This window comes from Fibrobacter sp. UWB11, from assembly GCF_900143015.1.
Lineage (GTDB): Bacteria > Fibrobacterota > Fibrobacteria > Fibrobacterales > Fibrobacteraceae > Fibrobacter.
In genome coordinates this window covers 119,988-145,226 of record NZ_FSRT01000002.1, presented here as the reverse complement: position 1 = coordinate 145,226, position 25,239 = coordinate 119,988, and the positions used below count along the sequence as shown (strand labels likewise).

The 25,239-nt window shown below is 46.6% G+C and carries 22 protein-coding genes and 1 tRNA gene; 18 read left to right on the top strand and 5 right to left on the bottom strand.

Annotation, left to right across the window (positions count from 1 at the left end; translation table 11 throughout):
• The first annotated feature begins 118 nt into the window (after window positions 1-118).
• Window positions 119-925, top strand: a complete 807-nt coding sequence (locus BUQ91_RS15870) for a GGDEF domain-containing protein (protein ID WP_254842307.1) — start codon at window positions 119-121, stop codon at window positions 923-925.
• A gap of 98 nt (window positions 926-1,023) precedes the next feature.
• Here BUQ91_RS15870 and BUQ91_RS09260 read toward each other — a convergent pair whose 3' ends face one another.
• Entirely contained in the window at window positions 1,024-2,214 is a 1,191-nt protein-coding gene (locus BUQ91_RS09260) for an MFS transporter (RefSeq protein ID WP_072828009.1), read from the bottom strand.
• Window positions 2,215-2,235: 21 nt separating this feature from the next.
• On the opposite strand from BUQ91_RS09260, the gene BUQ91_RS09255 reads away from it, so the two are divergent.
• The gene (locus BUQ91_RS09255; protein ID WP_254842306.1) at window positions 2,236-4,986 is read left to right on the top strand and encodes a TIGR02171 family lipoprotein; all 2,751 of its coding nucleotides are present in this window, start codon (window positions 2,236-2,238) and stop codon (window positions 4,984-4,986) included.
• Window positions 4,987-5,074: 88 nt separating this feature from the next.
• Here the strand turns inward: BUQ91_RS09255 and BUQ91_RS09250 are convergent, their stop codons facing one another.
• Window positions 5,075-6,235 (bottom strand): class I SAM-dependent RNA methyltransferase, encoded by a 1,161-nt coding sequence (locus BUQ91_RS09250; RefSeq protein ID WP_074209046.1) that lies wholly within the window; start codon window positions 6,233-6,235, stop codon window positions 5,075-5,077.
• A gap of 104 nt (window positions 6,236-6,339) precedes the next feature.
• Between BUQ91_RS09250 and BUQ91_RS09245 the strand changes: the two genes are divergently transcribed.
• Genes BUQ91_RS09245 through BUQ91_RS09230 form a run of 4 tightly spaced genes read left to right on the top strand, consistent with a single transcriptional unit; the run spans window position 6,340 to window position 9,134 of the window.
• Window positions 6,340-7,413, top strand: a complete 1,074-nt coding sequence (locus tag BUQ91_RS09245; protein ID WP_074209045.1) for an AgmX/PglI C-terminal domain-containing protein — start codon at window positions 6,340-6,342, stop codon at window positions 7,411-7,413.
• A gap of 15 nt (window positions 7,414-7,428) precedes the next feature.
• Window positions 7,429-7,950: a TonB family protein gene (locus BUQ91_RS09240; protein WP_074209044.1), complete on the top strand. Its 522-nt coding sequence runs from the start codon at window positions 7,429-7,431 to the stop codon at window positions 7,948-7,950.
• A 14-nt stretch (window positions 7,951-7,964) separates the two neighbouring features.
• A complete protein-coding gene (locus BUQ91_RS09235) occupies window positions 7,965-8,312 on the top strand; it encodes a hypothetical protein (RefSeq protein WP_072827899.1) in 348 nt (115 codons plus the stop codon).
• Between the two features lie 21 nt (window positions 8,313-8,333).
• A complete protein-coding gene (locus BUQ91_RS09230; RefSeq protein ID WP_074209043.1) occupies window positions 8,334-9,134 on the top strand; it encodes a hypothetical protein in 801 nt (266 codons plus the stop codon).
• A gap of 51 nt (window positions 9,135-9,185) precedes the next feature.
• On the opposite strand, the gene BUQ91_RS09225 is transcribed toward BUQ91_RS09230, so the two are convergent.
• Window positions 9,186-9,257 (bottom strand) — tRNA-Gly (locus BUQ91_RS09225).
• A gap of 154 nt (window positions 9,258-9,411) precedes the next feature.
• Here BUQ91_RS09225 and infC point away from each other — a divergent pair.
• The 7 genes from infC to BUQ91_RS09190 all read left to right on the top strand — a co-directional run bounded on the left by infC (window position 9,412) and on the right by BUQ91_RS09190 (window position 13,658).
• Window positions 9,412-9,996, top strand: coding sequence for a translation initiation factor IF-3 (gene infC / locus BUQ91_RS09220; protein WP_072828010.1), 585 nt, complete (start codon window positions 9,412-9,414; stop codon window positions 9,994-9,996).
• Between the two features lie 21 nt (window positions 9,997-10,017).
• Window positions 10,018-10,215: a 50S ribosomal protein L35 gene (gene rpmI, locus BUQ91_RS09215; protein ID WP_014545553.1), complete on the top strand. Its 198-nt coding sequence runs from the start codon at window positions 10,018-10,020 to the stop codon at window positions 10,213-10,215.
• A gap of 11 nt (window positions 10,216-10,226) precedes the next feature.
• Window positions 10,227-10,577 (top strand): 50S ribosomal protein L20, encoded by a 351-nt coding sequence (gene rplT, locus BUQ91_RS09210; protein WP_072827901.1) that lies wholly within the window; start codon window positions 10,227-10,229, stop codon window positions 10,575-10,577.
• Between the two features lie 152 nt (window positions 10,578-10,729).
• Window positions 10,730-12,076: a hypothetical protein gene (locus BUQ91_RS09205; RefSeq protein WP_074209042.1), complete on the top strand. Its 1,347-nt coding sequence runs from the start codon at window positions 10,730-10,732 to the stop codon at window positions 12,074-12,076.
• Window positions 12,054-12,803, top strand: a complete 750-nt coding sequence (locus BUQ91_RS09200) for a radical SAM protein (RefSeq protein WP_072827903.1) — start codon at window positions 12,054-12,056, stop codon at window positions 12,801-12,803. Before BUQ91_RS09205 ends, BUQ91_RS09200 begins: the two co-directional genes overlap by 23 nt.
• 122 nt (window positions 12,804-12,925) lie before the next feature.
• The gene (locus tag BUQ91_RS09195; RefSeq protein ID WP_072827904.1) at window positions 12,926-13,483 is read left to right on the top strand and encodes a hypothetical protein; all 558 of its coding nucleotides are present in this window, start codon (window positions 12,926-12,928) and stop codon (window positions 13,481-13,483) included.
• Window positions 13,470-13,658: a hypothetical protein gene (locus BUQ91_RS09190; RefSeq protein WP_072827905.1), complete on the top strand. Its 189-nt coding sequence runs from the start codon at window positions 13,470-13,472 to the stop codon at window positions 13,656-13,658. The genes BUQ91_RS09195 and BUQ91_RS09190 overlap by 14 nt, the downstream gene beginning before the upstream one ends.
• Window positions 13,659-13,680: 22 nt before the next feature.
• On the opposite strand, the gene BUQ91_RS09185 is transcribed toward BUQ91_RS09190, so the two are convergent.
• Window positions 13,681-14,952, bottom strand: coding sequence for a M16 family metallopeptidase (locus tag BUQ91_RS09185; protein ID WP_074209041.1), 1,272 nt, complete (start codon window positions 14,950-14,952; stop codon window positions 13,681-13,683).
• A gap of 168 nt (window positions 14,953-15,120) precedes the next feature.
• On the opposite strand from BUQ91_RS09185, the gene BUQ91_RS09180 reads away from it, so the two are divergent.
• From BUQ91_RS09180 to BUQ91_RS09160, 5 genes are all read left to right on the top strand, one after another.
• Window positions 15,121-17,442 carry an NADP-dependent malic enzyme gene (locus tag BUQ91_RS09180; protein ID WP_074209040.1) on the top strand — a complete coding sequence of 774 codons (2,322 nt, stop codon included), beginning with the start codon at window positions 15,121-15,123 and terminating at the stop codon, window positions 17,440-17,442.
• A 210-nt stretch (window positions 17,443-17,652) separates the two neighbouring features.
• Window positions 17,653-18,486 (top strand): TIGR02147 family protein, encoded by an 834-nt coding sequence (locus tag BUQ91_RS09175; protein WP_072827908.1) that lies wholly within the window; start codon window positions 17,653-17,655, stop codon window positions 18,484-18,486.
• Window position 18,487: 1 nt separating this feature from the next.
• Window positions 18,488-20,095 (top strand): hypothetical protein, encoded by a 1,608-nt coding sequence (locus BUQ91_RS09170; protein ID WP_074209039.1) that lies wholly within the window; start codon window positions 18,488-18,490, stop codon window positions 20,093-20,095.
• A gap of 276 nt (window positions 20,096-20,371) precedes the next feature.
• Window positions 20,372-21,205, top strand: coding sequence for a TIGR02147 family protein (locus tag BUQ91_RS09165; protein WP_074209038.1), 834 nt, complete (start codon window positions 20,372-20,374; stop codon window positions 21,203-21,205).
• Between the two features lies 1 nt (window position 21,206).
• Window positions 21,207-22,835: a hypothetical protein gene (locus BUQ91_RS09160; RefSeq protein WP_074209037.1), complete on the top strand. Its 1,629-nt coding sequence runs from the start codon at window positions 21,207-21,209 to the stop codon at window positions 22,833-22,835.
• A gap of 122 nt (window positions 22,836-22,957) precedes the next feature.
• Here the strand turns inward: BUQ91_RS09160 and BUQ91_RS09155 are convergent, their stop codons facing one another.
• Entirely contained in the window at window positions 22,958-25,138 is a 2,181-nt protein-coding gene (locus BUQ91_RS09155; protein ID WP_074209036.1) for a glycoside hydrolase family 5 protein, read from the bottom strand.
• Between the last annotated feature and the right edge of the window lie 101 nt (window positions 25,139-25,239).

The window sequence follows — 25,239 nt, the reverse complement described above, 5'->3', positions numbered from 1 at the left end:
GTTGACGGTAAATTTCCTAAATGCAGCCATTATGCCGATGGTAATATATAGCTGTTTTGTTTTTGCCGAAATTAGCACTCGGCCAGATATGACTCGCAAGCAGATAGATCACCTTCAGATGAAATTGCGAATCCCAATTTTTGTACAGACTTTTGCTTTGCTTGTATCGTTTATTGTTGCTCCGGGTTTTTGGCTAGACGAAAATCTTGAACCTCGCGATTTGTATTACTTTATCCTTTCGTTTTTACCCTTCGTCTACTTGATTATAGCGACGATTCGTGGGCTTATTCGTGCTAGTCAGTTGCAAAACAGTCCAAATTTACGAACATACTTGATTGTGGCTAGCTATACACCTGGCGTGATGATTGCAGGTGGCGCACAAATTTTATTTTCGCTAACGACCCCGATTTTCTGCTTCTGGTGTACTTTTATTATTTTGTTTGTCTATTTGCATTTGCAGAACCAATTGATATCGACCGATTCGTTGACGATGCTTAACAATCGCAATCGTTTGCATCATTTTTTGCTCCAGCAGCGCGAAGAAAAAGATTCTTTTGTAATTATGGTGGATGTGGACCACTTTAAGCAAATCAACGATACTTATGGACACGCCGAAGGAGACCGCGCGCTTGTGCTTGTTTCGCAGGCGTTAAAGAAAGCGTGCGAACGTTTGAGCTATTCGATGTTCCTTTGCCGCTATGGGGGTGACGAGTTCTTGTTGATTGCGCAGACGGATGTGCCTGACGAAGTGGTGAAACAGATTAAGAACTGTTTGCAAGAAGAAATTTCGAAACAGGATGATCCGCGCTCTTATACGATTGAGGCGAGCATGGGCTTTGCCCATTGGGATGGTCGTCCAGAAAGCTTTAAAGAAAGCATGGTCAACGCCGACAAAAAAATGTACGAAGACAAAAGACTTGCGTAGATAATTAGGAATTCGGAGCTCGGAGTTCGGAATTAAAATAATCGCGGCGGAGCCGCCAAAAAATTCCTAATTCCTACTTCCTAATTCTGAATTGAAAATCACCCTTCCAATTTATTCTTCAAATAATGCTTTGCTGTGTATGCAAGGTACATGATATCTGCAATAACGAGGGCGATTGCACATGCAAAGAATACTTGCTGGTGCATGCCGAAGTGGTTTGCCATAGCGCCACCGACAAGAATTCCTGCACCGATACCGATATCCCACCCGCTGAGGTATGTACTATTTGCTGTACCTCGTTGGTCGTGGCGGGCGAGGTTCACGCACATGGTCTGGTAACCGGGGAAGATTAGTCCTAGGCTTGTACCGATGAGGAATGCGGACAAGAAAAATGTAATGGGGCCATGGCAAAAGGCGAGGATAAAGTAAGCGATAACGTTCAAAGTCATGCCGGTGCCGACGAGGTGAATCAGGTAGCCGCGGTCGATGAGTCTTCCGGTCATAATGCGGTTCATGATAAGCCCTGTTGCAATAAGCGCGTAAAACCAGCCTGTGCCGCTGATTCCGAGCTCATTTGCATAAATGGCGATATAGTTCGTGACTGGGCCGTAGGCAAATCCGACGAAGATGAAATTTGCAAATTGCGGGATAGCGCGTGTGAGGAAAAAACGGTCTAACGAAAGCGGAGTGTGTTTTTTCTTTTCGCGGGGCTTTACTTTGAGTGTCTGCACTAGCACAAGTCCGATAACGCAAAGTGCGGTGGAAATGGCGAAAACGATTCCGTCGCCGAATGCTTCGTAAAGAAACATACCGGTCATGGGACCGGTGGCGAAGGCTAAGTTCACGCTGATCCCGAAGTAACCGATGCCTTCGCCTCGGCGACTCGCGGGCAGTGCATCGATGGCCACCGTATTACTTGCTGTACTCGAAATACCAAAGAAGAGTCCGTGCGCAAAGCGAACGACCGCAAGGATGGGCAATAGCCCTACAGTCTTGTAGCCTAAAAAGCAAAGCGTGAAAGCGAAGAATGTCCAAAAGTAAAGCGGCTTACGGCTGAATGTATCGACAAGGAAGCCTGCGAACGGTCTACAGGCGAGGGCGCCGATCGTGTATAGCGATATGATAAAACCTGCGGTGGCGTTGTCTGTCTGGAACTTGTCGATGATATATAACGGTAGAATCGGCAATAGCTGGTAAAAGCTAAAGAAAAGCAAAAAGTTCGCCGCGGCGACCGTGATAAACGTGCGGCTCCAAAGTGTATTATTCGAAGATTCGATATTTGATTCCATGTAAGTAAAAAATAGTATATTATGGATATGGAGAAAATAAATCAAGTTTTATTGCTGTTTTTTTTGACAGCATTGGGAGCTATTTCTTGTTCTGACGAACATTCCGACGGGGACAATTCGGTCATGCCTGTTATGGGGGAGGGCCGGTTTGAGGGGATGCTCTTTGTCAATGCGACTGGTAAAAAGACGTCGCTTGGTACAAATGATATTTCTGCAAAAACACTAGAACGCCCAAAGATGAATGTAGAGTTTTCCTATGACTTTTACATGGACCGTCATGAAGTTGTTTGCAAGAGTTTCAACGATGTCATGCGTAAGGTTTCGGGGGTGAAGGTTACTTGTAAAGAAGATTCCTTGCCTGCCGCAAATGTGACCTTTTATGATGCTGTTTTGTACGCTAATGCGTTGAGCAAGGAACATGGAATTGACACTTCTTATGAATACACTTCTGCCGAATTCGATAAAGGGAAGCACTGTGTCAATATGAAAAGCTTTAAGTTCAAACCGCAGGCGAATGGCTTTAGATTGCCGACGGAAGCGGAATGGACTTTTGTGGCTTCTAAAAATTGGAATCCGGAGTTGAGCTGGAACGGATTGTACTCTGGAAATGAGGTCCATAAAGTTTGTTCGTTGAACGAATCGGCAAATGCTTTTTGTGACATGGCCGGGAACATGCTTGAATTCGTGAACGATAGGTATGCTTCTTTCAGGGATACCGTTGTCTTGAATTTTGTAGGCTCGATTGACGGTGATGCTATTGGTTCTTGCGTTGTAAAGGGCGGAAGCTATTTTAGTTCTCCGGCTTCCATGCATTTGTACAATAGGGGCGATACGTACCCAATCTTGAGTTCGACAAAAGGCGATTATCTTGGATTCCGCTTGGTGAGCGGTTCGATTCCCGATGCGACATGGTTTACGGATAACGGAGGTTCTGTGTCTGCTCCGATTACTCCGCTGATTGACGCTTCTGAATTGAGACGGTTGACGGATTCCTATAACGTCAAACTTGCTTTCCGAAATGATGCGAGCGGTAATCTCGTATATGTTGATTTTGCCAAAACTGCAAAGATTGTAGAAATTGAGGATAAAATAGATGTCTATCATCCGGATATTTCACCGGACGGGAAGCGTGTGGCTTTTTGCACGTCAATGGAAGGCGTCTTGAAAGAGTCTTCGGTTTATGTTCGTGACTTGAATGAAACTGGAAGTAACTTGATAAAGTTGCCGGTGGAAAATGCTGCAATTCCTCGCTGGCGCGTGAACCCGAATGGCGATACGGTCATTGTGTATGTGTCTTCGGCGGCAAATAATAAAAGTGAATCGTTTATGAATGAAAGCACATGGCAGATCAAGTTCTCAAAAGGAAAGTTTGGAGCGCCGGAAACACTGTTTGATGGTGCTTATCATGGTGGTGTCGAAAAGGATAATAGTTTTGGAATTTCATCATCGACGCTTTTACGCGCTCATTTGACGGATGTGCTTACGGGAACAGATGTGATTTGGTACAATGGAGAACAGGCCTGCAATGCATCCTTGACAAAAGATGGAACGAAGCGTACGTTGTTCCTTGATTTTGGTGGAACGCGCGGACGTGATTTTGTGGGCGTAAATTACGGTGTTCATGAAAGAATTCTTGTGGCGGATAGCACGGGACATTTGGTGCGTACGGTGGCGTCTCCAACGAAATACACGTTTGACCATACGGAATGGGCTGTGGGTATGTTGAAGGATGAGGCTAGCAATTTAATTGTTGCAAGTCTCACGGATTACAATGGTGTACATCGCCAAGTGGCGCTTGTGAATTTGGATAATGGCGATGTCGTGCCACTTGTCGAAGGGGAAGAATTGTGGCACCCCTGCTTGTGGGTTTGGCAAGATGGTGAAAATTATCCGAAGCCGACTGTAGATGTGGATAGCGCTGGCGCCTATTATGATAGCAAGGCCCCTAGCCCTTACCCGTTTGCTGTGGTAGAACTTGGGATGAGATTACAGTCGTTCTGGAATCAAAACGATAAAATTGAGGTCGCGACTTTTGGAAGTTCGATGCTCTTGAATGCTGTTATCGAAGATTCAATCAAGTCTTTCAAGACTATTAATATGGGTGTGACGTTGTCCGATATTCATCTGTTTGATTATCTGATTCGTCATTATGTTGTCCCGTATGGCTCGAAGTTGAAGTACGTTGTGGTGGAACTTTCGCCAGGGTTCATGTACAGAAGTTATGAGGAGATGACTGGGCCTGTTCTTGAAAATTCTCCGGGCATCCGCTATGATGAAAATCATTTGTCAAAGTCGACGCAAAATGAAATTGCTGCACTAAGTCAAGATCAGCAATTCCCGCAGGTATTGCTCGGTCAGCAGTATTTAGAGGGAACATTCCTTTTGCCTGTAGGTGAATGGGGTGTGCCGATTGTGAATGCCGATATTTCTGCAATGCCATATGATTCGCCGTACTTGCAAGAAAACTTGAAAAAGATTAAGGCTCTAAAAGCATTTACAGATTCGAAGGGTATCAAACTGATTGCGGCCATTCCGCCACGTAACCCGGGATATAAGGATACGGAGGCGTTCGACCCGTATGGCCCGAGTTGGGATGTGGCGCATCAGATTATTGATGCGGTTAAGGCTATGGGCATTGTGATTTTCGACGAATATAAAGATGGCCATCACGACTATACAGACGAGATGGCCAATAATCCCAACCATGTGAGCTATCTAGGGGCAGCTCAGTTCTCGAAGAGGCTGGACGCTTTCTTGAAAACGCTGAAATAGGTTACTAGTTGTTAGTCAGTAGTCAATGGTCTAAAGTATGGCGACGAAGTCGCGAATATGAAGCTAATAACTAATGACTATTGACCAATTACTTCTTTTCTAGTGCGATGAGCGTTTCGAGGTGCGGCGTGCCCGGGAAAAGGTCCATTGGCAACACTTCCTTGACGCGGTAGCCGTAACGTTCCCATTCGGCGAGGGCAGCCGGGATTTCGTCGGTGCCGCAGAAAATGTGCAACACGCGCACGGGCTTGCGCATCGCGAGAGCCCGGATGACGCCCGGTTCGGTTCCCTTGCGCGGCGGGTCCAACAAAATGCGTTCCGGTTCGCCCGGGATCGGCCGCGGAAGTCTCATTTGCACAAACGTTTCGTCAATCTTGCCTGCGATGAACTTGTAGTTCTTCTTCAAGAATCTTGCGGAAGCCTTGGCGCAATCGATGGACGGGCCTTCCCATTCCACACCGAGTACGGACTTGGCGGCTTCACCGAGAGCAAAACTGAAGAGGCCGTAACCGCAGTAGAGGTCCAAGAAATGGTCGCCCTTTTCGAGACCGAGGAGGCGGCTTGCGGACTTGATAAGGTTGTGAATTTGGCTTTCGTTGATCTGGCTGAATCCCGTCACCGGGTACTTGAGCCTAAAGTGGCCGAGGTCGAGTGAAAGTTCACGCGGACCATAAAGCTGTTTGAAGTTCAAAACGTCTGTCGGGCGCTTGGCTTCGAGGTAGTAGTTCGATTCCGTTGTATCCACGTAGGTGTGAGCTGCGGTCACGTGGTACGGGCTCTGCTGCAAAATTTCGGAAATTTGCTTGAGCTTGCGGACGATGCTTGCATCGAGCTTTTTCACGTTGAAAATCACGACGCGGTATTTGTATGTGCCGCGGATAATAATCCAGTTGAGCGCGTAGGCGAGCGGCTTGTATGCCGGCGTGATGAGTTTGTCGAACAGCAGACGGTAAATTGCGTTGTGTTCTTCAGGTTCGAGAATGCTATCGTATTCGTTAAAACGCAAATCGCCCGGTTTCATTTCGACTTGGCGCTTGGACGTGGTGCGGTAATTGCGCGGCATGGGGCTAGCCACAATCGGCTGCGGGCCGCGGGCAAGGCGGTTGACTTCCCAAAATTCGCGGATGGCGGCATTCTTGACTTTGAGTTCGTCTTTATAATCGAGCGGAGCTAGAGTCTCACCGTAAGCGGAATCGGATTCCTTCGTGTAATTCGGGAGGTTATGTGCGATGGCTTGTTCAAAAAACATATTAACCCTTTTTTATACAATTCCAAATTTAAAAAGTTCACAGAAACTTTAAAGTCTTTTTTTATATTATCTACGAATAGTTAATAATTGAGTTGGAGAATCTTATGAAACCATCCGCTTTTTTGAAAGCCGCTGGGCTTTTTCTTGTCTCGATACTTGTTGCTTGCGCGCCTAAGGCTGTTCCCGTGTCTACGGAAACGTCTATGCCTGTAGAAACGAATGTCTCCAGTGAAAATGAACGATTGGATCCATCCGAAGAAAAGGGTGTTGTTGCAGAATTCTTGAAATGCGTGCGTCCGGTTTATGAAAAATATCGCCAAAATGGTGCGAGTATTGTCGGTGATATGAAGATACAGGTATTTTTCCGTAAAAGTGGTGACGTGGATAGTGTTCAAATTGTCGAATCTACAGTCAAATATCCTGAGTTTGAAAAGTCAATTCAGGAGAGCTTGATGCTGTTGAAACATGATCATGGGGGCTTTGGTTCTCCCGCATTTACAACGTCTATTACTTTTTCTGACGAGGGCGTTTTTGGTTTTAAAAATGAACGCTCTCCTCAAGAAGTCATGGCTGCGATTAGCGGTTTTATGAAAACCCGGTTGCCGCCGATTTATGCGGAGTATGTGAAAAAGCATACGTTTTTCAATAGCAAGATGGTTGTGAATATATCGATTGCCGGTAGTGGTGCGGTAGATTCTGTTGAAATTGTGGAATCGAATATCGGTAATCCTGAGTTTGAAAAGGCTGTTGCAGATGACATTAAACAGTGGAAATTCGAAAGTGGTAAATATGACGTGTTTAATCTTGGCTGGCCTTTGCGCTTTAGAAATGGTGGCCCTAAAGGTCCCCGTGATGGAAAGAAAGTCTTTGAGATTGTAGAAAAGAATAAGAAAGAACGTCTATATCCGATTTATTACAGTTTCTTGAAAAAACATTCTCGTTTTTCTGGGAAAATCACTTTGCATGCTACGGTTAATCCCGATGGCTCCGTGCAAAAAGTCGATATAATTCATGCGTCTACCAATTATCCTGAGTTTGAAAAGGCCATTGCCGATGATATTATGCAGTGGAATTTTGGTCGTGGGACGTTCTCCAATAGCGTCGTAGAAATTCAGCCAGTTTTCTCTGACGATAGATTGAATGATAATAGTTTATACCAACCCAGTTCGGGATTGTAATTTTTGGAGGTTGTTATGAAATTTAAAGTGGTTGCGTTTTTTATCGCTGCTGCAATGCTGGTGGCTTGTGCGCCCAAGGCTACAACTACCGTGCCGAATTCAGAGGTCCCGGCCAAAGAAAGCAGTGCTCAGGATAAAGTCGCGAGTGATTCTACTACAGCTGCAAAAAAACGTTCCTCTGCAAAGATTATGGAGGTTGTCAAGGTTAATACCCCGAACCGTTTAAAACCTTTGTACAATGATTTCTTGCGAACAAATCCGAACATTGAAGGCAAGGTTACGGTGAAGTTTAAAATACTCCCGGATGGCAAAGTGGAAACGGGCGAAATAGTCAGTGCAACCACAAACTTCCCTGAATTTGAAAAGGCTGTGCTGAATGATATTTTGCAGTGGGATTTTGATGCTGGGGATTATACAAATTGCACCGTTACGATTCCGTTCACGTTTGTCGATGATGGCAAGCCTGCTAAAAAAAGCACGACCAATCAGGGACCTGCCGAAGATGCGTGGTATGGCGCTAGCCAGGGATGGTATTAATCAAAGGGAATGGTATGAATTATTCTAGTTTAATTAAGTTGTTTGTGGCATCCTCGGCGATGTTGTTTTTTGCTTGCGATGATAGTTCGTCTTCGCCAAGTGCGGGTATTGACCGCACGAATGTGAAAACCTGCGACGAAATGGTCAAGGAAGATGTGAATACGTGGCACTTTATCCGCAAAGATGCATTCGGTGACGATGCGGAATACATCTACAAGGCCGAAGGACGTGACTTGATTGTGACTATTAGGGATGCGCATGGCTCAAGTGATACCAAGTCTTATTCTATGTACAATATGGAATCTGAAGTTGGTGTGGAATTGGCTTATCGTGCCGCCAAGGCGACTTGCGAAGGAAACTAGAAATAGAATCAAGGGGTGGAAATGCTCAGGATAACTCAATTTGTAATTGCGATTCTTGGGGCTTGCTTTACTTTTTGCTGGGCCGACTGCCATACCCTTGATCTTTCTGTAATGATTGCAAAAGATTTTATGGTCGTTGGCGCTAGGGGTGGCTTTTCGCCTAATATTTTCTATACAACATTGTCGGACCAATATGGAATGCGCTATGTGACGCTCCATCGCGAAAGCGCTGATGACCCAGGCCGCATCATGTGGGCTTTGTATACTGAAAAGAATGGCGCGCTCGATAGCGTAATCGTCGATAAGAACCATGAGATGTATAAGGCTGTAGGGCTTGGCGAAGGGGGAATAATACCGCCACCGTTGAGGGATAAGTTAAAACGCCGCGGTAATGTTGTTGTTGCTCCTTTGTCGGCTCTTGATGAAGTTGCCTGGAATTTGGTTGAGTTCTGCAAGCAGGCTGAAGACCGTCCAGATACAAATGATATTCTTTTTGCGTTGGAACCGAATGGAAACCGCGCGGATTTTCTCCAGTGGCTTCGTTCTTATAAGCCGTTAGTGCAAGCGGCTAAAAATGCTGGCTTTTCGTTTTTCTCGTTTGGGTTGATGAACGACGCTGATTCTAGTTATGGCGATTGGGCGAATCTGTCCAAGGATATGTATGAAGCCTTTGGCCTGGAAATGCCTTCTCAAGACGAACTTAAAAAGCATAAGAGGTGTTCCTGCACCCCAGGGGATGCGCTAGAGGCTGCTCCTGCAACGCCTTATTCAAGAGGGGTGTATGAACTTTTGAAAAGTATCGGCAACCCTCAAAAAAAGTGATTCGATAAAGATTCTGTTGAAAAAAAAGACCTCTCAAAAGAGAGGTCTAAGAGCGGCGGACCGGGATCGAACCGGCAACCATTAGCTTGGAAGGCTAAGGCTCTACCATTGAGCTACCGCCGCGAGCATGACAATTATACAAAAATATGACGATTTTTAAAGGGGTTATAAAAAAAGTTGTTGGAAAAATATGAAAAAAATTCTAAATTTACGCTCGCATTAACAAAACAATCATATCGAGGTAGCATACTTGTTCCCTAATCCGCGCGATCGTCGCATGCCCAACCGTCCCAGCGATGGGACCCGTACCAACGAAGATATCCATATCTCTCCGATTCGTCTCGTGAAAGAAGATGGCGAAGCTATCATCATCGAGACGAGCAAGGCATTGCAGATGGCGAAAGACGCCGGACTGGACCTTGTGGAAGTCTCCCCGAACGCTAAGCCGCCTGTTTGCCGCATCATCAACTACGGCAAGTACAAGTTCGAACAACTGAAGAAGGCTAAGGCTGCTAAGGCTAAGCAGCACGTGGTGAAGCTCAAGGAAATCAAGATGCACCCGAAGACTGCCGAGAACGACTACCAGTACCGCATCAAGCAGGCGGGCGAGTTCTTGCAGGACGGTATGAAGGTGAAGCTTATCATGCAGTTCCGTGGACGCGAAATGGCGCACATGGACTACGGCAAGCGCCTTATGGAACGTGCCAAGGAAGACTTGGCTCCGTTTGGCGATTTGGAAATGGATTCGCGGGTGGAAGGCAACACAATGCTTTCTATCTACGGTCCGAAACGTGGTGCCGGTAAGAAACAAGACCAGGCACCGAAGCCCGTAACCGAGCCAAAGGCAGCAGGTGAGGCTTAACTTTAAACCTACGAGGTAAAAATGCCTAAAATGAAAACTCACAGCGGTGCTAAGAAGCGCTTCCGCGTGACTGGTTCCGGCCATGTCAAGTTCAAGCGCGCTGGTATGCGCCACATTCAAGCTAAGATGAACACTAAGCGTAAGCGTAACCTTCGTAAGGGCGCTCTCGTTAAGAAAGTCGATACCTATCACGTCAAGCGTCTGCTTGTAGTAGCATAAGGAGAGTAAGAATGCCACGCGCAAAAACTAGAGTTCCTTCCCGCGAACGCCGCAAAAAAATCCTCAAGGCCGCCAAGGGTTTCTATGGCCGCCGCAAGTCGAACCTTCGCCTTGCTATCGAAGCCGTTGCCCACGCTGGTCAGTATGCCTATGCACACCGCCGCGACAAGAAGGGTGATTTCCGCTCTCTGTGGATAACTCGCTTGAACGCTGCTGTTCGTGAATTCGGCATCAGCTATAGCCAGTTCATTTACAAGCTTTCCAAGGCTAACATCAACATGAACCGCAAGGTTCTTGCTGACTTGGCCGTCGCCGATCCGGCAGCATTTGCTAAGGTCGTCGAAATCGTGAAGGCTGCTTAAGTTCTGACTTAGCGAAAACGCGAGAAATTCGCCCTGCTCCTTGTGAGTGGGGCGTTTTTTTGTGAAATGCGTTGAATTTCTCAAAATGTCATCTTTTGACAATGCTGTGAGTGTATATTTATATAAGTCTCTCATCATGGTGAATCAGTATTATGCTTATTGACAAAGAATATCCTGCAACTCATTCTATGTCCACCGCATGGTTCATTGCGGACAAGGATGGAAATGTCGCCATTTTTGATTTTGACGAAAATGGCCCTGTTCCGTGCGATATTCCTGAATGTAGTGCAGATAGCATTTTAGAAGATGATTTCCTTTTGCCAAATGAGCTGGGAATTCGTAATTTCAATTTTGATGATAATCAATCTGATTTGTTAATTGCTTATCTAAAAGATGCCCAAAAGTTTGATGAATATAGCCGAGGATATATTGTTCAGATAGATGTTTCTCAAACGAATGAATTTGTCCGATTTGCTTCAAAATACAGCTATTTGTTAGCGTGTTATTCTAGGTCAAAAGGATTATATCTCATTGATCCTTGCGAAGCATTGGAACATGTAAACAAGATGGTTGAAAAGGGAGTTGTTTTAAAAGCTGCAGGAATTGATGCGTGGGATCTTAGCGATAATTATGATGAAGAAAATAAAACGATAAAGTATGTCCATGACGCTTTTTTTGAATATTTTCCTTTCTATCTATACCAGCAACCTTATTGGACAGCTCATTTAACAGAGCGGACATTTACGCCCAAATATAAATTCAAATTGCAACAGTTGAATCCAAGAGATCAAAAACGAGTTTTACGTTTGCCAATAAGCTTTGATGATTTTCCAAAACTTCAAGTCGCGGAATTTTTACCATCTAGTTGCACTGGAAGTGAATACGCTTCTATTGAGTGCGGTGATTTTGCGCTGTTGCCTTTGTCTGATGGAAAATTCCAATACGTTCGTATCTATTTTCCTTCGGTTGCAGGTTTTTGTAGGTGCTATACAGATAAACCGACAATCCTATTTATTGGAAAAGAACCAGATTATGACAAACTGTTTGCCCAGGATTCTATTCTTGGTATGAAAAGTAATGCCGTGTTTCCTTATAAAAAAACAGGAATTGACAAACATGATTCTATAAGGAAATCTTCGGGGAGGCTTGATGAAACTTTTATCGCCCAAATAAAAAAAATGCGAGAGGATTGGTGGGAATACTTTTCGGGATTTAAAGATTATTGGGATCAGGTTTTTGACATCGTTAATCCTTATGTTGTGGTTATTGAAGATGAGATTTATGAAAAAGTTGCTCAAGATTTAAATGTTAAAGGCGAAAAAATATCCATTCTAGGAATGGAATATCCGTATTATTTATTAAGCGTGTTAAATGAACGAAAAACTGAAATTGAATCATTGGCTGAACAACCTTATCGTGGTAAGAAGTTCTTGCTGACTATTGATAAAGAAGATATGGAGAAATGGGTGAAAGAAAATGAAAGAGATTCTCTCGGTTGATTTATCCAATTATTGCTCCAAAAGATGCCCTTTTTGTTATAATCAGAGCAATCCTGAAGGTGCAACCGCTTGGCAGCCAAGCGAAGTGATCTCCTTTTGCAAAGACTGTGTGAATCATGGAATCAAGGCTGTTTCGTTAGGTGGTGGAGAACCTTTTGAATACGATGGAATTTTTGATGTTGTCGATGCGCTATATCCGATAACTTATACGAGCGTAACGACCAATGGCTTGCCTCTTCTGAAACAATCTGTATTTGGACAGCTACTCAAGCATTGCCCAGATAAAGTCCATATAACAATACATAATCCAAATATCCAAAGTGAAGTGTTGCGAGTTATCGAACAAGTAAAGGAACTGTCCAGAACGAAAATAAAACCAGGTGTCAATTTGCTTGTTTCCGACAATTCTATTGATGCGTGTCGAGAAACCTATGCAAAATTATTAGAATTTTTGCAACCGGACCAGATAATTCTTATTCCTAGACGATTCGGAAATACGCCTACTGCAAAACAACTTGCCTCCGTCGCCGGAAACGCCCCCTTTCAAAGCCCATCTTGTTTGCTCAAATGTGAAATTCCAGAAAAATTTGTTTCGGTATCATGGGATAAAAAGGTGAACCATTGCAGCTATGCGGGTGAAAAAGAGCCTTTGCAAACTCTTGATTATGCAGGGCTTGTAAATGCGTTGGGTAAGGTGAAGTTTAAAAGTTGCATGCATTCTCCCTAAAAGTTAAAAAAACTTGACAAAATACTTTTATGAATCTATATTGAGTAGTGAACAAATGTTCATTTTACAATAAAAAACTAAAGCCCCGCCGTTTTACGCATGTCCGCGGGAAGGAGTAAAAGATGAAGAATTCGCTGATTAGCGGTTGTGTTGATATTTGGTTGGACGAAATTGTCCCTTGCCTCAAGGATACCGAAACTGGAGAAATCAAGGAAACTGTGGTTTTCAAAATCGAAAGCCGTTCGTTTCTGAGAAAATTCAAGGAAAAAGATGGATGGGGAATTAATTGGATTGAGGTTCCTTGCAATGTTGAAATATATGCTTTAGCTTTGAAGGAAAATAACGAAATTCAGGGGCTTGTGGGTGTGAAAAACGATGTTGATGTAGAAGCTGCCTATCTACATTGGGCTTGCTCTGCCCCGCAAAACAACAAACATTCATTTGGAAGTCAAAAATATAGTGGTGTAGGCGGTCATCTTTTTGCAATTGCCGTTGACAAGGCTATGCAATGGGGGTATAGGGGTGTTGTTCATGGTTTTGCCCTTAACAAAGAATTGCTAAATCACTATATTGAAGTTCTAGGAGCTTCCTATTTGGGTGCTCAGCATCCTTACCAGTTTATTCTTGAAGGGGATGCGTCACGAAAACTTTTGGAGGTCTATACCTATGAATGGAATTAGAAAGCCTGCGGTTATTCTGGCGGATTCTATGGAAGAATACATGGCTACGCCAGATCCGTATAAAGAACCTCCTAAAAGTAAATTGCATATCCAAAAGCTTGTGCAATATGCACAGCGTGTTGGAAAGAAAATCGAAGATTTGACTGCTGAAGAAATTTTGCAGTTTAAGGTATAACCTATCTCCTAAAACCTAGCACCTAAAAGAAATCTACGTCGAGGACGGTCTTCTTTTTGCTTTTGGGCTCGACGACGGCGATGGAATATTTTGCTGTGTTGAACAAACGATTGATTGTTTCGAGAACTTCGTCTTCGGTGATGGCGCGGATTTTCTTTTCGACGTCTTCCATTGTATGGAATTCACCGAGGTGAAGTGTTTGCTCTGCCATGCGGATGAGACGCTTTTCGGGGCTGTCGGCGCCGAGGTGCATGCTTCCGAGAATGTTTGTCTTGGTGCGTGCAAGCTCATCTTTGATGAATCCATGGCGCAGAAATTTCTTGACTTCGGCGATAGAAAGTGCGAGTGCGGTCTTGAGCTGGTGCGGTTCAGTCGCGAGGGCAACGCCCCAGTCTACGCAGTCTTTGTAAAGGTCTGCGGTGGAATACACGGAGTAGGCGAGGCCTTTGTCTTCGCGAATTTTCTGGAACAGGCGTGATGCCATGCCGGCGCCCATCGCCACGTTGAAAATCGAAAATGCACAGCGATCTCGATCGCTCATGAGGGAACGGTCAAAACTGAGTCCCCAGAAAAGGTTCGATTGTGTGATGTCGCTTTTCTGAACAATCTTTACGCTGCTTTTGGATGTGTAAATGTCATCGGGCGTGAAACCATTAATCTTTTTTTGTTCGAATTTTTGTGCACAAAGTTCTACTAGCTCATTATGATTTACTTTGCCTGATGCAAAAACGTATAATGGAATTTCGTCAGTGACTTGGTGCCCGTACTTAAGCATCTGCTTGCGCGTGAGGGCCTCGACTTGCTTGACGTTTCCGGTGATGGAGTGTGCAATGCCACAGCCCTTGAAATGAATGGCGTTGAAAATGTCACCCACAAGTTCTTCGGGAATGTCGTCGTAGCTATGGACTTCTTCGATGATGACGTGTCGCTCTTTTTCCATTTCTTTTTTGTCGAAGCGAGGATGCATGAGCATGTCCGAAATGACATCGATAGCAAGCGGCATGTCGCTGCTTTCGACTTGCGCGTAAAAGCCTGTCTCTTGGCGGGTGGTGTACGCTTCGAGATTTCCGCCGCGGTCTTCGATGGCGTGCGCGATTTCAAGTGCGGTGCGGTTTTCGGTTCCTTTGAAAACGAGATGTTCGTAAAAGTGGCTGAGCCCGAATTCGTCCGGTGCTTCATGGCGGCTTCCGCGTGGAATCCAGACGCCTACGGCGGCGGAGTATGCGTGCGGCATGTAATCAGTTAAAATGGAGATTCCGTTTTCGAGTACAGTCTGTTTAATGGTTTGTTTCATTTTCTGTAATATGCGCGTCGTATGGGAGCTAAAAGTCTCGTTTGCGGCTTAACAATAGCAAATTTGGGTTAAAATGTAACAAAAAACACATTTTTGGCACCCTTTTATTGTTGTGTAAATTTTTCTAAATTTCGCGCGGAAAAAAGTTATGACTCACAGGAGAACGAAATGGGAAAAGACTTAAAGGAAATGGCTCTCCAATACCATTCCATGGGCAAGCCAGGCAAGATCGAAATCGTGCCTACCAAGCCGCACAGCACGCAGACGGACTTGGGCCTTGCATACACGCCGGGCGTGGCTGCACCGTGTCTTGAAATCGAAAAAGACCAGAACCTCGCTTACGAATACACGGGCAAGGGAAACCTCGTCGCTGTGATCAGTAACGGTACGGCAGTGCTTGGTCTCGGCGATATTGGCGCACTTGCTGGTAAGCCGGTGATGGAAGGCAAGGCTCTTCTCTTCAAGATTTACGCCGGTATCGATGTATTCGACATCGAAATCAACGAAAAGAATCCGAAGAAGTTTATCGAAATCGTGAAGGGCATTGCTCCGACGTTCGGCGGCATCAACCTCGAAGATATCAAGGCTCCGGAATGCTTCGAAATTGAAGACACGCTCAAGGCGGAACTCGATATCCCGGTGATGCACGATGACCAGCACGGTACGGCTATCATTTCTTCTGCTGGCCTCTTGAACGCTATCGAAGTTGCAGGCAAGAGCATTCGCAACGTGAAGATGGTTGTGAACGGCGCTGGCGCTGCCGCTTGCGCTTGCACGAGACTTTATCTGTCTCTCGGTCTCAAGAAAGAAAATCTTGTGATGTGCGATAGCAAGGGCGTTATCCGCAAGGATCGCAAGGGCCTCACCGAAGCAAAGGCTTTCTTTGCAACGGAACGCACCGACATCGAAACGCTCGAAGATGCCATGAAGGGCGCAGACGTGTTTGTCGGCCTCTCCAAGGGTAACATCCTCACTCGCGAAATGGTCCGCAGCATGGCCGACCAGCCGATTGTCTTTGCTCTTGCAAACCCGACTCCGGAAATCAGCTACGAAGAAGCTATGGCAAGCCGTGGCGACCTCATCTTTGCAACAGGCCGTAGCGACTATCCGAACCAGGTGAACAACGTTATCGGTTTCCCGTACATCTTCCGTGGCGCTCTCGACGTGCGTGCAACGACGATTAACGAACACATGAAGCACGCTGCTGTCCGCGCGATTGCCGCTCTCGCTCACAAGCCGGTTCCGGATGTGGTGAACATTGCATACAACGCACAGCGCTTCACGTTCGGTAAGGAATACTTGATTCCGAAGCCGCTTGACCCGCGCCTCCTCACGGAAGTTTCTATCGCTGTTGCCAAGGCTGCTATTGAAAGTGGCGTGGCTCGCAAGCCGATTACCGATTGGGACGCTTACTACGATCGCCTCCGCGACATGATGGGTTATGACAACAAGCTCATCCGTCAGTTCAGTGATACCGCTCGCAGCAACCCGAAGCGTGTCGTGTTTGCCGAAAGCAACCTCAACATGCTCAAGGCCGCTGTCCAGGCTCAGGCCGAAGGCGTTGCACACCCGATTTTGCTTGGCAACCCGGAACGCATCCAGATGATTGCCCAGCGCGAACAGCTCGACCTCACGGGTATCAAGATTGTGAACCCGCGTTCTCCGGAGGAATTCGAACGCCGCCGCAACTACGCTGCAATTTATGCCGAAGAAAACGGCCGCAATGGTGTGACCTTCGAAGAAGCTCGCGACGACATGTTCGAACCGAACCACTTCGGTATGATGATGGTGAAGGTCGGCGATGCCGATGCACTCATTTCCGGTGGCTATTCCAAGTATTCCGAAACGATTGAACTTGCTAAGGAAATTATCGGTATTCGTCCGGAATACAAGCACTTCGGTGCCATGCATATCCTCAGCACCAAGAAGGGTACGTTCTTCCTCGCCGATACGCTCGTGAACCGCGACCCGGATGCCGAAACGCTCGTCGATATCGTAAAGCTTACGCACGACGCTGTCCGTTTCTTCGCTCACGAACCGGTGATGGCAATGCTTAGCTACGCAAACTTCGGTAGTGACAAGGAAGCTGCTCGCGGCACAGTGAACAAGGTCCGCGAAGCCGTGAAGACGATTCACGAACAGTATCCGGATTACGTTCTCGATGGCGAAATGCAGGTGAACGTGGCTCTCGATAAGGATCTTCGCGATACGAAGTATCCGTTCAACAAGATCAAGGGCCAGACCGTGAACACGCTCATCTTCCCGTGCCTCTCTTCTGCAAATACCACTTGCAAGATGCTCTTGGAAATGGGCGTTGGCGAATCTATCGGTCCTGTGCAGATGGGCTTGAACAAGCCGGTTCACTTCACCGACTCCGACGCTTCTGTCCACGATATCTTTAACCTCACGGTGGCTGCTGTTATCGACGCCATCGTTCAGGAAAAGAAGGACGAAGAAAAGAACCGCCAGAAGTTCGACAAGATGTGGTAATCGGCGCATTGCGCGCCCGCGATTCTAGTCGCTTTTTAAAAGTCGTCGCAGGTAAAAACTGCGGCGATTTTTTACTAATGATACATTTGTATCATTTATGACTTGTAAAACGTTTTTATTTTAATAAAAAATGATGTATTTTGCTAAAATTAATGATTTTTGTATCATTTTATATTGACATTTGGTTTTGCAGAATGTATATATGTCAATATGAAACCGATTGTAGAATATAAAGATTACCGAGCCTACATGGCGGATTATTACGAAGAACGTAAAAGAACTTCGGCTTTTACATGGCGTGAGTTTGCGAAGATTGCGGGGTTCACGTCGCCTTCGTACTTGAAACTTGTTTGTGATGGCAAGAGCAGCTTGAGCCGCGTGACGATGAATCGTGTGGCTGTTGCGATGGGTCTTGCCGGCTATGAAATTGAATATTTCGAAGCGATGGTAAACTTTGTCAATGCTCAGAAAGACGATGTCAAGAAAGTTTACTTCGATAAGATGATGGCGATTTCTGCAGCGAACCAAGTGCGCGTTGTTGACAAGGATGCGTTCGAATATTACGACAGTTGGAAAAATTCGGTCGTGCGCGAACTTGCTCCGATGATGCCAGGTGCGATGCCGGGCGACATGGCGAAGATGTGTTGCCAAGAAATCTCTGCGCTTGAAGTCCGCAAGTCTTTAGCCTTTTTGGAAAAGGCTGGTTTTTTAAAAAAGACCGGCGAGAATGTTTATGAGCAGACCGACAAGGCGGTTGTGGGTTCCAAGGAAGGCCTCACGCTTGCAATCCGCATGATGCATCGTGAAATGGGGCGCCTTGGCATAGAATCTATTGACCAGTTTGGCCCCGAAGATCGTGACGTCACAGGTGTTACTTTAGGTGTAAATCGTGAGGGCTACGAAGAAATTGTGAAGGAACTCGAAGCATGCCGTAAGAAGATAATTTCGATAGCGGCGAAGTGCGGTAAACTGGATCAGGTTTGCAGGTTGAATTTGCATTTTTTCCCTTTGACTCAAAGAGTCGTTTGTGTAACGGAGGAATAGTATGAATAAAAAACTACATATGGTATGCGCCGGATTTTCGCTTGCAGCTCTTGGTTGTTCGGGCGTTGACGTATCGGGTTCGTCAGAAGAACCCAATGTGTTGATGGCGCAAAATTCTTCGTCGAGTTCTGTTCCCGGGGCTTCATCGAGCTCGGTGGTGGAATCTTCATCGGGGAATTATGAGTTCAATGATGGCGACTTGTGGAATCCGAGTGCGGGCGATTTTACCGTTAATGTTGCTCGCTATGCGGCGTCGTTGCCGGCGGGCGCAAAAACCGATGGCCATTGGTTTTTGACAACGGATGCCGAAAATGGGGGCTTATCGTCAGTCGTTTGGCCGATGGATTATGTGAGCTCGAAAGACGAACGGGCTATTGTTGAAGCGTGCAATGGCATTTGTGGAACGGTCGTTTTGAAAGAAAGTTCTTCTTGGGATGTAGATGAAAATCCTTTTGCGTATGTCGGCTTTACGCTTGCGAAGGATAGTAGTGGCAATCCTATTCCAGTCGATGTTTCTGATTGGGGTGGTATTTGTGTAACTCTTACATCGGATCAATCGTTTAGCTTGCAATTGGCTGTCCGCGACTCGTTGGATTTGCTTGATGAAAGAACTTGGCCCACTTTCGCTTATCCGGCTGTTTCTTTGCCTAGGACAAAGGATGGTGTTCCTAAGACGGTATGCCGTAAATGGAGTGACTTCCGAATACCTACGTGGAAGCGAGATGTACCGGAATATTGGAAAACCGATGTGGGAGCAAAAGCAGCGAAACAGCTAGTTGCGTTTAGAATCGAATTTGCGGGGCGGCCTGGAGAATATAAATTCAATATCATGTCGTTAGGGACTTATTCCGAACCGTTGTCAAGTTCTTCTTCGGGAACCGAATCGTCTGGGAATTTGTATGCAGATGACGATTATCCCCGTGATTTGTGGGATGGTCAGGCTCGCGAGACTAATGTCAAAACGACTCTTTATGCGGATTCTTCGTGGAACCATTTGCAAAATGGTCGATGGTTCGAGTATACGGATCGAAATGAAGGCGGAAATTCGATTTTTGACTGGTATTGGAGCGATCAGTACGATGGGCATGTTGCACCTTTTGATGTGATTATCGATGCGTGCGGTAGCCTGTGCTGCAACAATGTCATATTAGACCAGGGCGAACTTTCTAGAAAGCCGTATGCGTTGTTTGGGTTCCAGCTTGCTCAAAATGATTCTCTCCAGGGTGTGCCGGTCGATATCTCCAACTGGGGCGGAATCTGTGTTACCTATCGGTCGGATTATCCTATAAGGATGGATTTAGATCCGGTGTCTTTGGAAATGAGCACGGATACCTTGACTTCGGGAAGCGCTATCGAAGATACGGACTTGGATATTTATAAATGGCCTTCTGTTGTCTTGCCCAAAACATCTTCTTTAGAAATCGTTAAGTGTTATAAATGGAATGAATTCACCCAACCTAATTTGGACAAGTTGCCGAATCCCGAAAAGTACAGGATATCGGGCGAAGATGTTGTCAAAAGGGCTGTTGCGGTTAGGTTCATTATCGAGGGCGAGAAGGGCAACGAGGGCGGTTTCAATATAAAGGCCCTTGGAACGAATCGCGATTAGAAAATTATAGTAAGGAGGAAAAGAAGGACCCGGCGAAAGCCGGGCCCTTTTCGTATGACGGAGGGAATGTGTTGAAACTGTGCGTGCGAATCCGGTAGTTTGATAGGCTTCTCTGCCTTAGCAAATGATGAAATGGGCTTATACAGTACAGGGTGTACTATATATAATTAAATTGCGTTTTGCTCATGAACAAAAATGCTAAAAACTGATAAATTTTAAAGAAAATGTACTATAAAATATTGACATGTGTTTAATCGGAAAAGTATATTTATTAGTATGAAACCAATAGTTGAATATCAAGATTATCACGCTTTTTTGAACGACTACTATGAAGAACGCAAGAGGACTTCTGCGTTTTCATGGCGCGAGTTTGCCAAAATTGCGGGGTTTGTTTCGCCGTCGTACCTCAAGATGGTTTGCGAGGGCAAGACGAATTTGAGTAAGGTGACTATGGACCGTGTAGCTAAGGCTATAGGTCTTGTTGGACGCGAGGTCACTTATTTTGAGGCGATGGTTCAATTTGATAACGCCAAAACGGACGATGCTAAGAAGAGTTTCTTAGAACAAATGCAATCGATTGCGCTCGATCATAAAGTTCGCATTATCGATAAGGATGCTTTCGAGTATTACGATACTTGGAAAAATCCGGTGGTGCGCGAGTTGGCGCCGTTGATGCCGGGAGCCATGCCGGGTGATATTGCAAAAGCCTGCGCGCAAGAAGTTTCTGCGTTGGATGTCCGCAAGTCGCTTGCGTTTTTGGAACGCGCGGGATTCTTAAAACAAGTGCGCGAAAATGTTTACGAACAAACCGAAAAGTCTGTGGAAGGCTCCAAGGAGGGCTTGCCGCTTGCAATCCGTTCGATGCAACGAGCCATGGGCAATTTGGCGGTGGATTCTCTGAACCGTTTTACTCCGGACGTGCGAAACGTTACGGGGGTTACGATGGGCGTGAATCGTGAAGCGTACGAAAAAATTGTCGCAGTGCTTGACGAGTGCCGCAAAAAGATTACTGATATTGCAAACGAGTGTAGCGATATCACTCAAGTTTACAGGTTGAATTTACAGCTGTTTCCGCTATCAAAGGAAATTGTGAAAAAAGAGGAGGTTTGATATGAACAAAAAACTTTATACGGCTTGCGGTGCTATGGTGCTGAGTCTTGCTGCTTGTACTGGAGATAACGGAAACATCAGCGGCACTTCGACGGAGCCGAATACGGTGGCGTTTGGATCGTCAAGTTCCGTGGGGGAATCTTCTTCGGGGAGTTTTGGACTGAATGGATATGATTTGTGGAATCCTCAGGCGGGAGATTACCATGTTAATACTGCAATTTACGCGTCGAGGCTGCCTGCGAATGTAGAGGCTGATGGTCATTGGTTCTGGGAGGCTCGTGGCGCGGATGAAAACGAAGGTGGGCAGTCTTCCATAATCTGGCCTGTAGAACTCGGTAGTGATGCGGATTCCCTGTCTACTGTTATTGAGTCGTGTCAGGGCATTTGCGGTGTTGCCAACTTGAAGAAGGGAACAATGACCATGCAACCTTTTGCTGGGGTTGGCTTTGTAATGGCTAGAGATGCAGCTGATAATCCGACTCCGATTGATGTTTCTGATTGGAATGGCGTTTGCATTTCGTATACATCTGATGTAGCTGCTTCGCTAGTGCTTGATTTGGGAGATTCGCTAGGTGCATTGTTTGACGATGGCTTTGGATTCCCGGCTGTGGCTTTGCCGAAAGCGCTTAGTCAGGTTACCAAGTGCTTTAATTGGAGCCAGTTTAAATTCCCACCTTGGAAAAAAGAATTTCCGGATGGCTGGAGTCGAGAAGCCGGGGAGAAGTCTGCTAAACAGTTGATAGGTCTGATGTTTAGAATTCAGAATGAACCTGGGCAATATAAGTTCAATATCAAGTATTTTGGAACGAAAGCAGACGGTGTGCCGGAAGTAGAAAACCCGGAATCTGCAGGTGATGCTGGAGTGGTCGATTCGTCAGGTGAATTTATTCTGTACGGCTATGACGGAGTTTTGTGGACTCCAACTAAAAATCCTGACCGAGTTAAAACATCATATTATGCTGAAAACGTTTGGCCGGAAAATGCCGTGGAAGATGGTCGCTGGTATTGGGCTACGGACGAAGATGTGGGCGGGATGTCGTCTGTAAAATGGCCGGTGGCGCAAGGTGCGGAAAATTCGTTGACTCCGGTTGTCGAATCGTGCAAGGGTGTTTGCGGCGTTGCATCCCTGAAGAAGGGGACTAGCCAGACGGATCCGTATGTGTCGCTCGGCTTTGGAATCGCTAAGGATGCTTCTGGAGAGCCATTACCTGTTGATATATCGAATTGGAATGCGGTCTGTTTTGAATATTATTCAGAAATACCCATAAGGGTTGAACTGGTTGTAAGCGATACGTCGGATGGCTTGCCGTGGGCGAAATTGCCTAGCTCTCGAAAGACTGTAAAACGATGTGTAGATTGGGGCCATTTCAAACTACCTAAGGACAGTATTGCTCCTTATGAAGGTGAAATAAATGACATGAGTGACGTGACCAAGATGATGGTGCATGGAAGTTACGAAGCGTCTCGTATTGAAGAAAAAGTGGAAAATGCTGCTAAGCAAACGATTTCTGTAAGGCTGAAGATTCAAGATGAATCTGACGGTGATTATAGATTTGGCATTGGTGCCATCAACATGATGTTTCTTGATGAAAATGGCGCGTTCATACGCGATTGGCAAACGGAATGGTAATTTGTTAGGAGGAAAAGAAAAAAGGGCTCGGCAATTGCCGGGCCCTTTTCCCTAAACAACAGGAGATTTTTCTCTCTGTTATTCCCTTGCTGTAAACACTCCAACATGCAAGGGGTTTTAAGTTAGCGGAGGCGGACTTGCTGTACGCTCTTCTGGCTGCCCATCTTGACTATGAGGACTGCAGCACCGCGTGCGCTTGTGCTCAGCTGGACTTCGTTTGCACCGACGTGGGCGTTGAAGTTCTTCTGAGCGATGACCTGGCCCATGGAGTTCATGAGCATAGCCGTACCGCGAGTAGCTCTGTTGGCGTTGAACATTGCCGTGACGGAGCCCGGAACGATGTTCAGGTGGAGGCCCGTTGCCTTGGCTGCGACTGCCTTGATGGCGGAGGAGCCGGAACCGGAGATGGCGACGATCTTGCTAGAAGCGGTGCCTTCGGTAGAGGGCTTCTTGTCGAAGTCATCGATGATTTCGGTAGAACCGTCAGCCTTGATGCCCTTGATGTAGTCAATTGTGATGGTGCCAGAAACCTGCGTGCCGTAAAGGTTGAGACCGATGGCGTTTGCGGAATTGAGGTCCGTCGGTTCTGTGCGGAAATCTGTCCACTTGATTTGGAATGTCTGGAATGTTGTGGCATCGAGCTGCTGGTCTGCCTGTTCCAAAACGGAGGCGTCAAACCATGCCCAGCTACCGCCTGTCATCATGAAGAGGTCCATGGAAGTCCAGCCGTATTCACCGCAATCCTTTGCTGCATTGGTGCACGGGCCTGCAGAAGCGACTTCGCCCTTCATGCGGATTTCGAGACCGACATACTTGGAAAGATCCTTGTTCGCGCCAGAGAGGTTGATACGGAGCGTGCCGGTTTCGCTGGAGTCGGCGGTCTTGCTCGTGTAGGTGACGAGAACGCCTTTGCCGTCTGCAGTTTCAGGAACTTCGTTTTCGTTGACGAGACTGTCGAGGTTGCTCTTGTTGTTGCCTTCCTGGCCGTAGGCCTTCTGCAATGCGTTCAAAACATCCGGGTCAAGAATGGTGTAGGTGCCTTTCTGGCGGGTAATGATGGTCATGTTGCCGTCGTCTTCTGCACCGGTGTCCCAAACGTAAGGAACAATGCCGTTTGCCTTGGCGTTCTTGGCGACTTCACCGTAGAAGAGGGCGCGGCCCTGCAAATGGAGCTTGAGGTTTGCAGCGTCGGTAATCTGACCGGTGCGCTTGATGGCGCCGAGTTCACCGATGATCACAGGAATGCTCTTGTCGCAGAACATCGTCTTGAGTTCGCCAAAAGCCTTTGCAATCTGGTTCGGAGTGCCGAGAGCGGAGTTGTCTATGCTCTTGCTGTAAACGTTCCAGCCCATGTTGTGTTCCTTGTCATTCGTGCTGGAAAGTCCGGTGTAGTAATAATACTGCTTGCCCCAATCTTCATCGGCGGTCATGAGGGAGTACTGATACGGATAATAGTGGACTTCGGCCATCATGTAGCCATCGCCAGCCGGGTCGGTCGGCCAGTTCTTGCTGAGCATCGGAGCGTTGTCCATTTCGGTACGCGGAGCCTGCACAATCAAGGTACGGGTGTCGTTGTTGCCACCTGCGCTGCGAACGGAAGTGATGAATGCGTCGTAGTAGCCCTTCAAAATCTGCATACGGGAGTCGTCGAATACCCACTGTCCGCTGGAACCCCACGGGTCGTTCACGCCCGGTTCGTTGGCGCCTGCGAAGAGGAGGTGTTCATCATAGTCTTTGAAGTAAGATGCGATCTGAGACCAGAAAGCGGCTTGGCGAGCCTTGGTCGTTGCAGAGGAGTTAGCGATGTCGCCGGAACCGCTACGCGGATTGGCAGTGCCTTCATAAACGCGGTCTTCGAGCCAACCTTCGTCCCAGTGGGAGTTCAAGACGACGTACATGCCTTCGGCGATGACCATGTCCACCACGTCCTTCACCTGCTTGAGCCATGCGGCGTCAATGGTCGGGGTGGTAAAGTCGGCGGCCTTGCCTACGTGGGTGTAACTGCCGTTGTCTGCGGTACCGCCATTTGCGGCGATGTCTTTGGTAAGAGCGTCAGAATGGGAATACCAAGCGCAAGGAATACGCACGGTATTGAAACCGGCAGCCTTGATGGCCTTGATGTAGCCTGCGGTCGGGAGCGGGTTACCCCATGCAGTCGGATTTTCCGGAACTTCCATGGTGTTGCCGATATTATAACCCATGCCCATCGGTTCGACCAATGCGGTTGCCTTGGGGAGGGCGGCGAATGCTGATGCTGCCATGAGAAGCGAGCTGCATGCGATGCCGAAGGTATTCAATCTCATGTCTAAGACTCCTTGTTGAGACTTGTGATTGGGTGCCTTATTTTGTGAAATTTAAGTGATTTTAGAAATTTTTTGAGAACATTTTCGAGCGTTTTTGCCCA

What these genes read in the sequence shown, in the direction of transcription:
- BUQ91_RS15870 (WP_254842307.1), top strand. Translation starts at nt 119, where the DNA reads ATGAAATTGCGAATCCCAATTTTTGTACAGACTTTTGCTTTGCTTGTA.
- BUQ91_RS09260 (WP_072828009.1), bottom strand. Translation starts at nt 2,214, where the DNA reads ATGGAATCAAATATCGAATCTTCGAATAATACACTTTGGAGCCGCACG.
- BUQ91_RS09255 (WP_254842306.1), top strand. Translation starts at nt 2,236, where the DNA reads ATGGATATGGAGAAAATAAATCAAGTTTTATTGCTGTTTTTTTTGACA.
- BUQ91_RS09250 (WP_074209046.1), bottom strand. Translation starts at nt 6,235, where the DNA reads ATGTTTTTTGAACAAGCCATCGCACATAACCTCCCGAATTACACGAAG.
- BUQ91_RS09245 (WP_074209045.1), top strand. Translation starts at nt 6,340, where the DNA reads ATGAAACCATCCGCTTTTTTGAAAGCCGCTGGGCTTTTTCTTGTCTCG.
- BUQ91_RS09240 (WP_074209044.1), top strand. Translation starts at nt 7,429, where the DNA reads ATGAAATTTAAAGTGGTTGCGTTTTTTATCGCTGCTGCAATGCTGGTG.
- BUQ91_RS09235 (WP_072827899.1), top strand. Translation starts at nt 7,965, where the DNA reads ATGAATTATTCTAGTTTAATTAAGTTGTTTGTGGCATCCTCGGCGATG.
- BUQ91_RS09230 (WP_074209043.1), top strand. Translation starts at nt 8,334, where the DNA reads ATGCTCAGGATAACTCAATTTGTAATTGCGATTCTTGGGGCTTGCTTT.
- infC (WP_072828010.1), top strand. Translation starts at nt 9,412, where the DNA reads ATGCCCAACCGTCCCAGCGATGGGACCCGTACCAACGAAGATATCCAT.
- rpmI (WP_014545553.1), top strand. Translation starts at nt 10,018, where the DNA reads ATGCCTAAAATGAAAACTCACAGCGGTGCTAAGAAGCGCTTCCGCGTG.
- rplT (WP_072827901.1), top strand. Translation starts at nt 10,227, where the DNA reads ATGCCACGCGCAAAAACTAGAGTTCCTTCCCGCGAACGCCGCAAAAAA.
- BUQ91_RS09205 (WP_074209042.1), top strand. Translation starts at nt 10,730, where the DNA reads ATGCTTATTGACAAAGAATATCCTGCAACTCATTCTATGTCCACCGCA.
- BUQ91_RS09200 (WP_072827903.1), top strand. Translation starts at nt 12,054, where the DNA reads ATGAAAGAGATTCTCTCGGTTGATTTATCCAATTATTGCTCCAAAAGA.
- BUQ91_RS09195 (WP_072827904.1), top strand. Translation starts at nt 12,926, where the DNA reads ATGAAGAATTCGCTGATTAGCGGTTGTGTTGATATTTGGTTGGACGAA.
- BUQ91_RS09190 (WP_072827905.1), top strand. Translation starts at nt 13,470, where the DNA reads ATGAATGGAATTAGAAAGCCTGCGGTTATTCTGGCGGATTCTATGGAA.
- BUQ91_RS09185 (WP_074209041.1), bottom strand. Translation starts at nt 14,952, where the DNA reads ATGAAACAAACCATTAAACAGACTGTACTCGAAAACGGAATCTCCATT.
- BUQ91_RS09180 (WP_074209040.1), top strand. Translation starts at nt 15,121, where the DNA reads ATGGGAAAAGACTTAAAGGAAATGGCTCTCCAATACCATTCCATGGGC.
- BUQ91_RS09175 (WP_072827908.1), top strand. Translation starts at nt 17,653, where the DNA reads ATGAAACCGATTGTAGAATATAAAGATTACCGAGCCTACATGGCGGAT.
- BUQ91_RS09170 (WP_074209039.1), top strand. Translation starts at nt 18,488, where the DNA reads ATGAATAAAAAACTACATATGGTATGCGCCGGATTTTCGCTTGCAGCT.
- BUQ91_RS09165 (WP_074209038.1), top strand. Translation starts at nt 20,372, where the DNA reads ATGAAACCAATAGTTGAATATCAAGATTATCACGCTTTTTTGAACGAC.
- BUQ91_RS09160 (WP_074209037.1), top strand. Translation starts at nt 21,207, where the DNA reads ATGAACAAAAAACTTTATACGGCTTGCGGTGCTATGGTGCTGAGTCTT.
- BUQ91_RS09155 (WP_074209036.1), bottom strand. Translation starts at nt 25,138, where the DNA reads ATGAGATTGAATACCTTCGGCATCGCATGCAGCTCGCTTCTCATGGCA.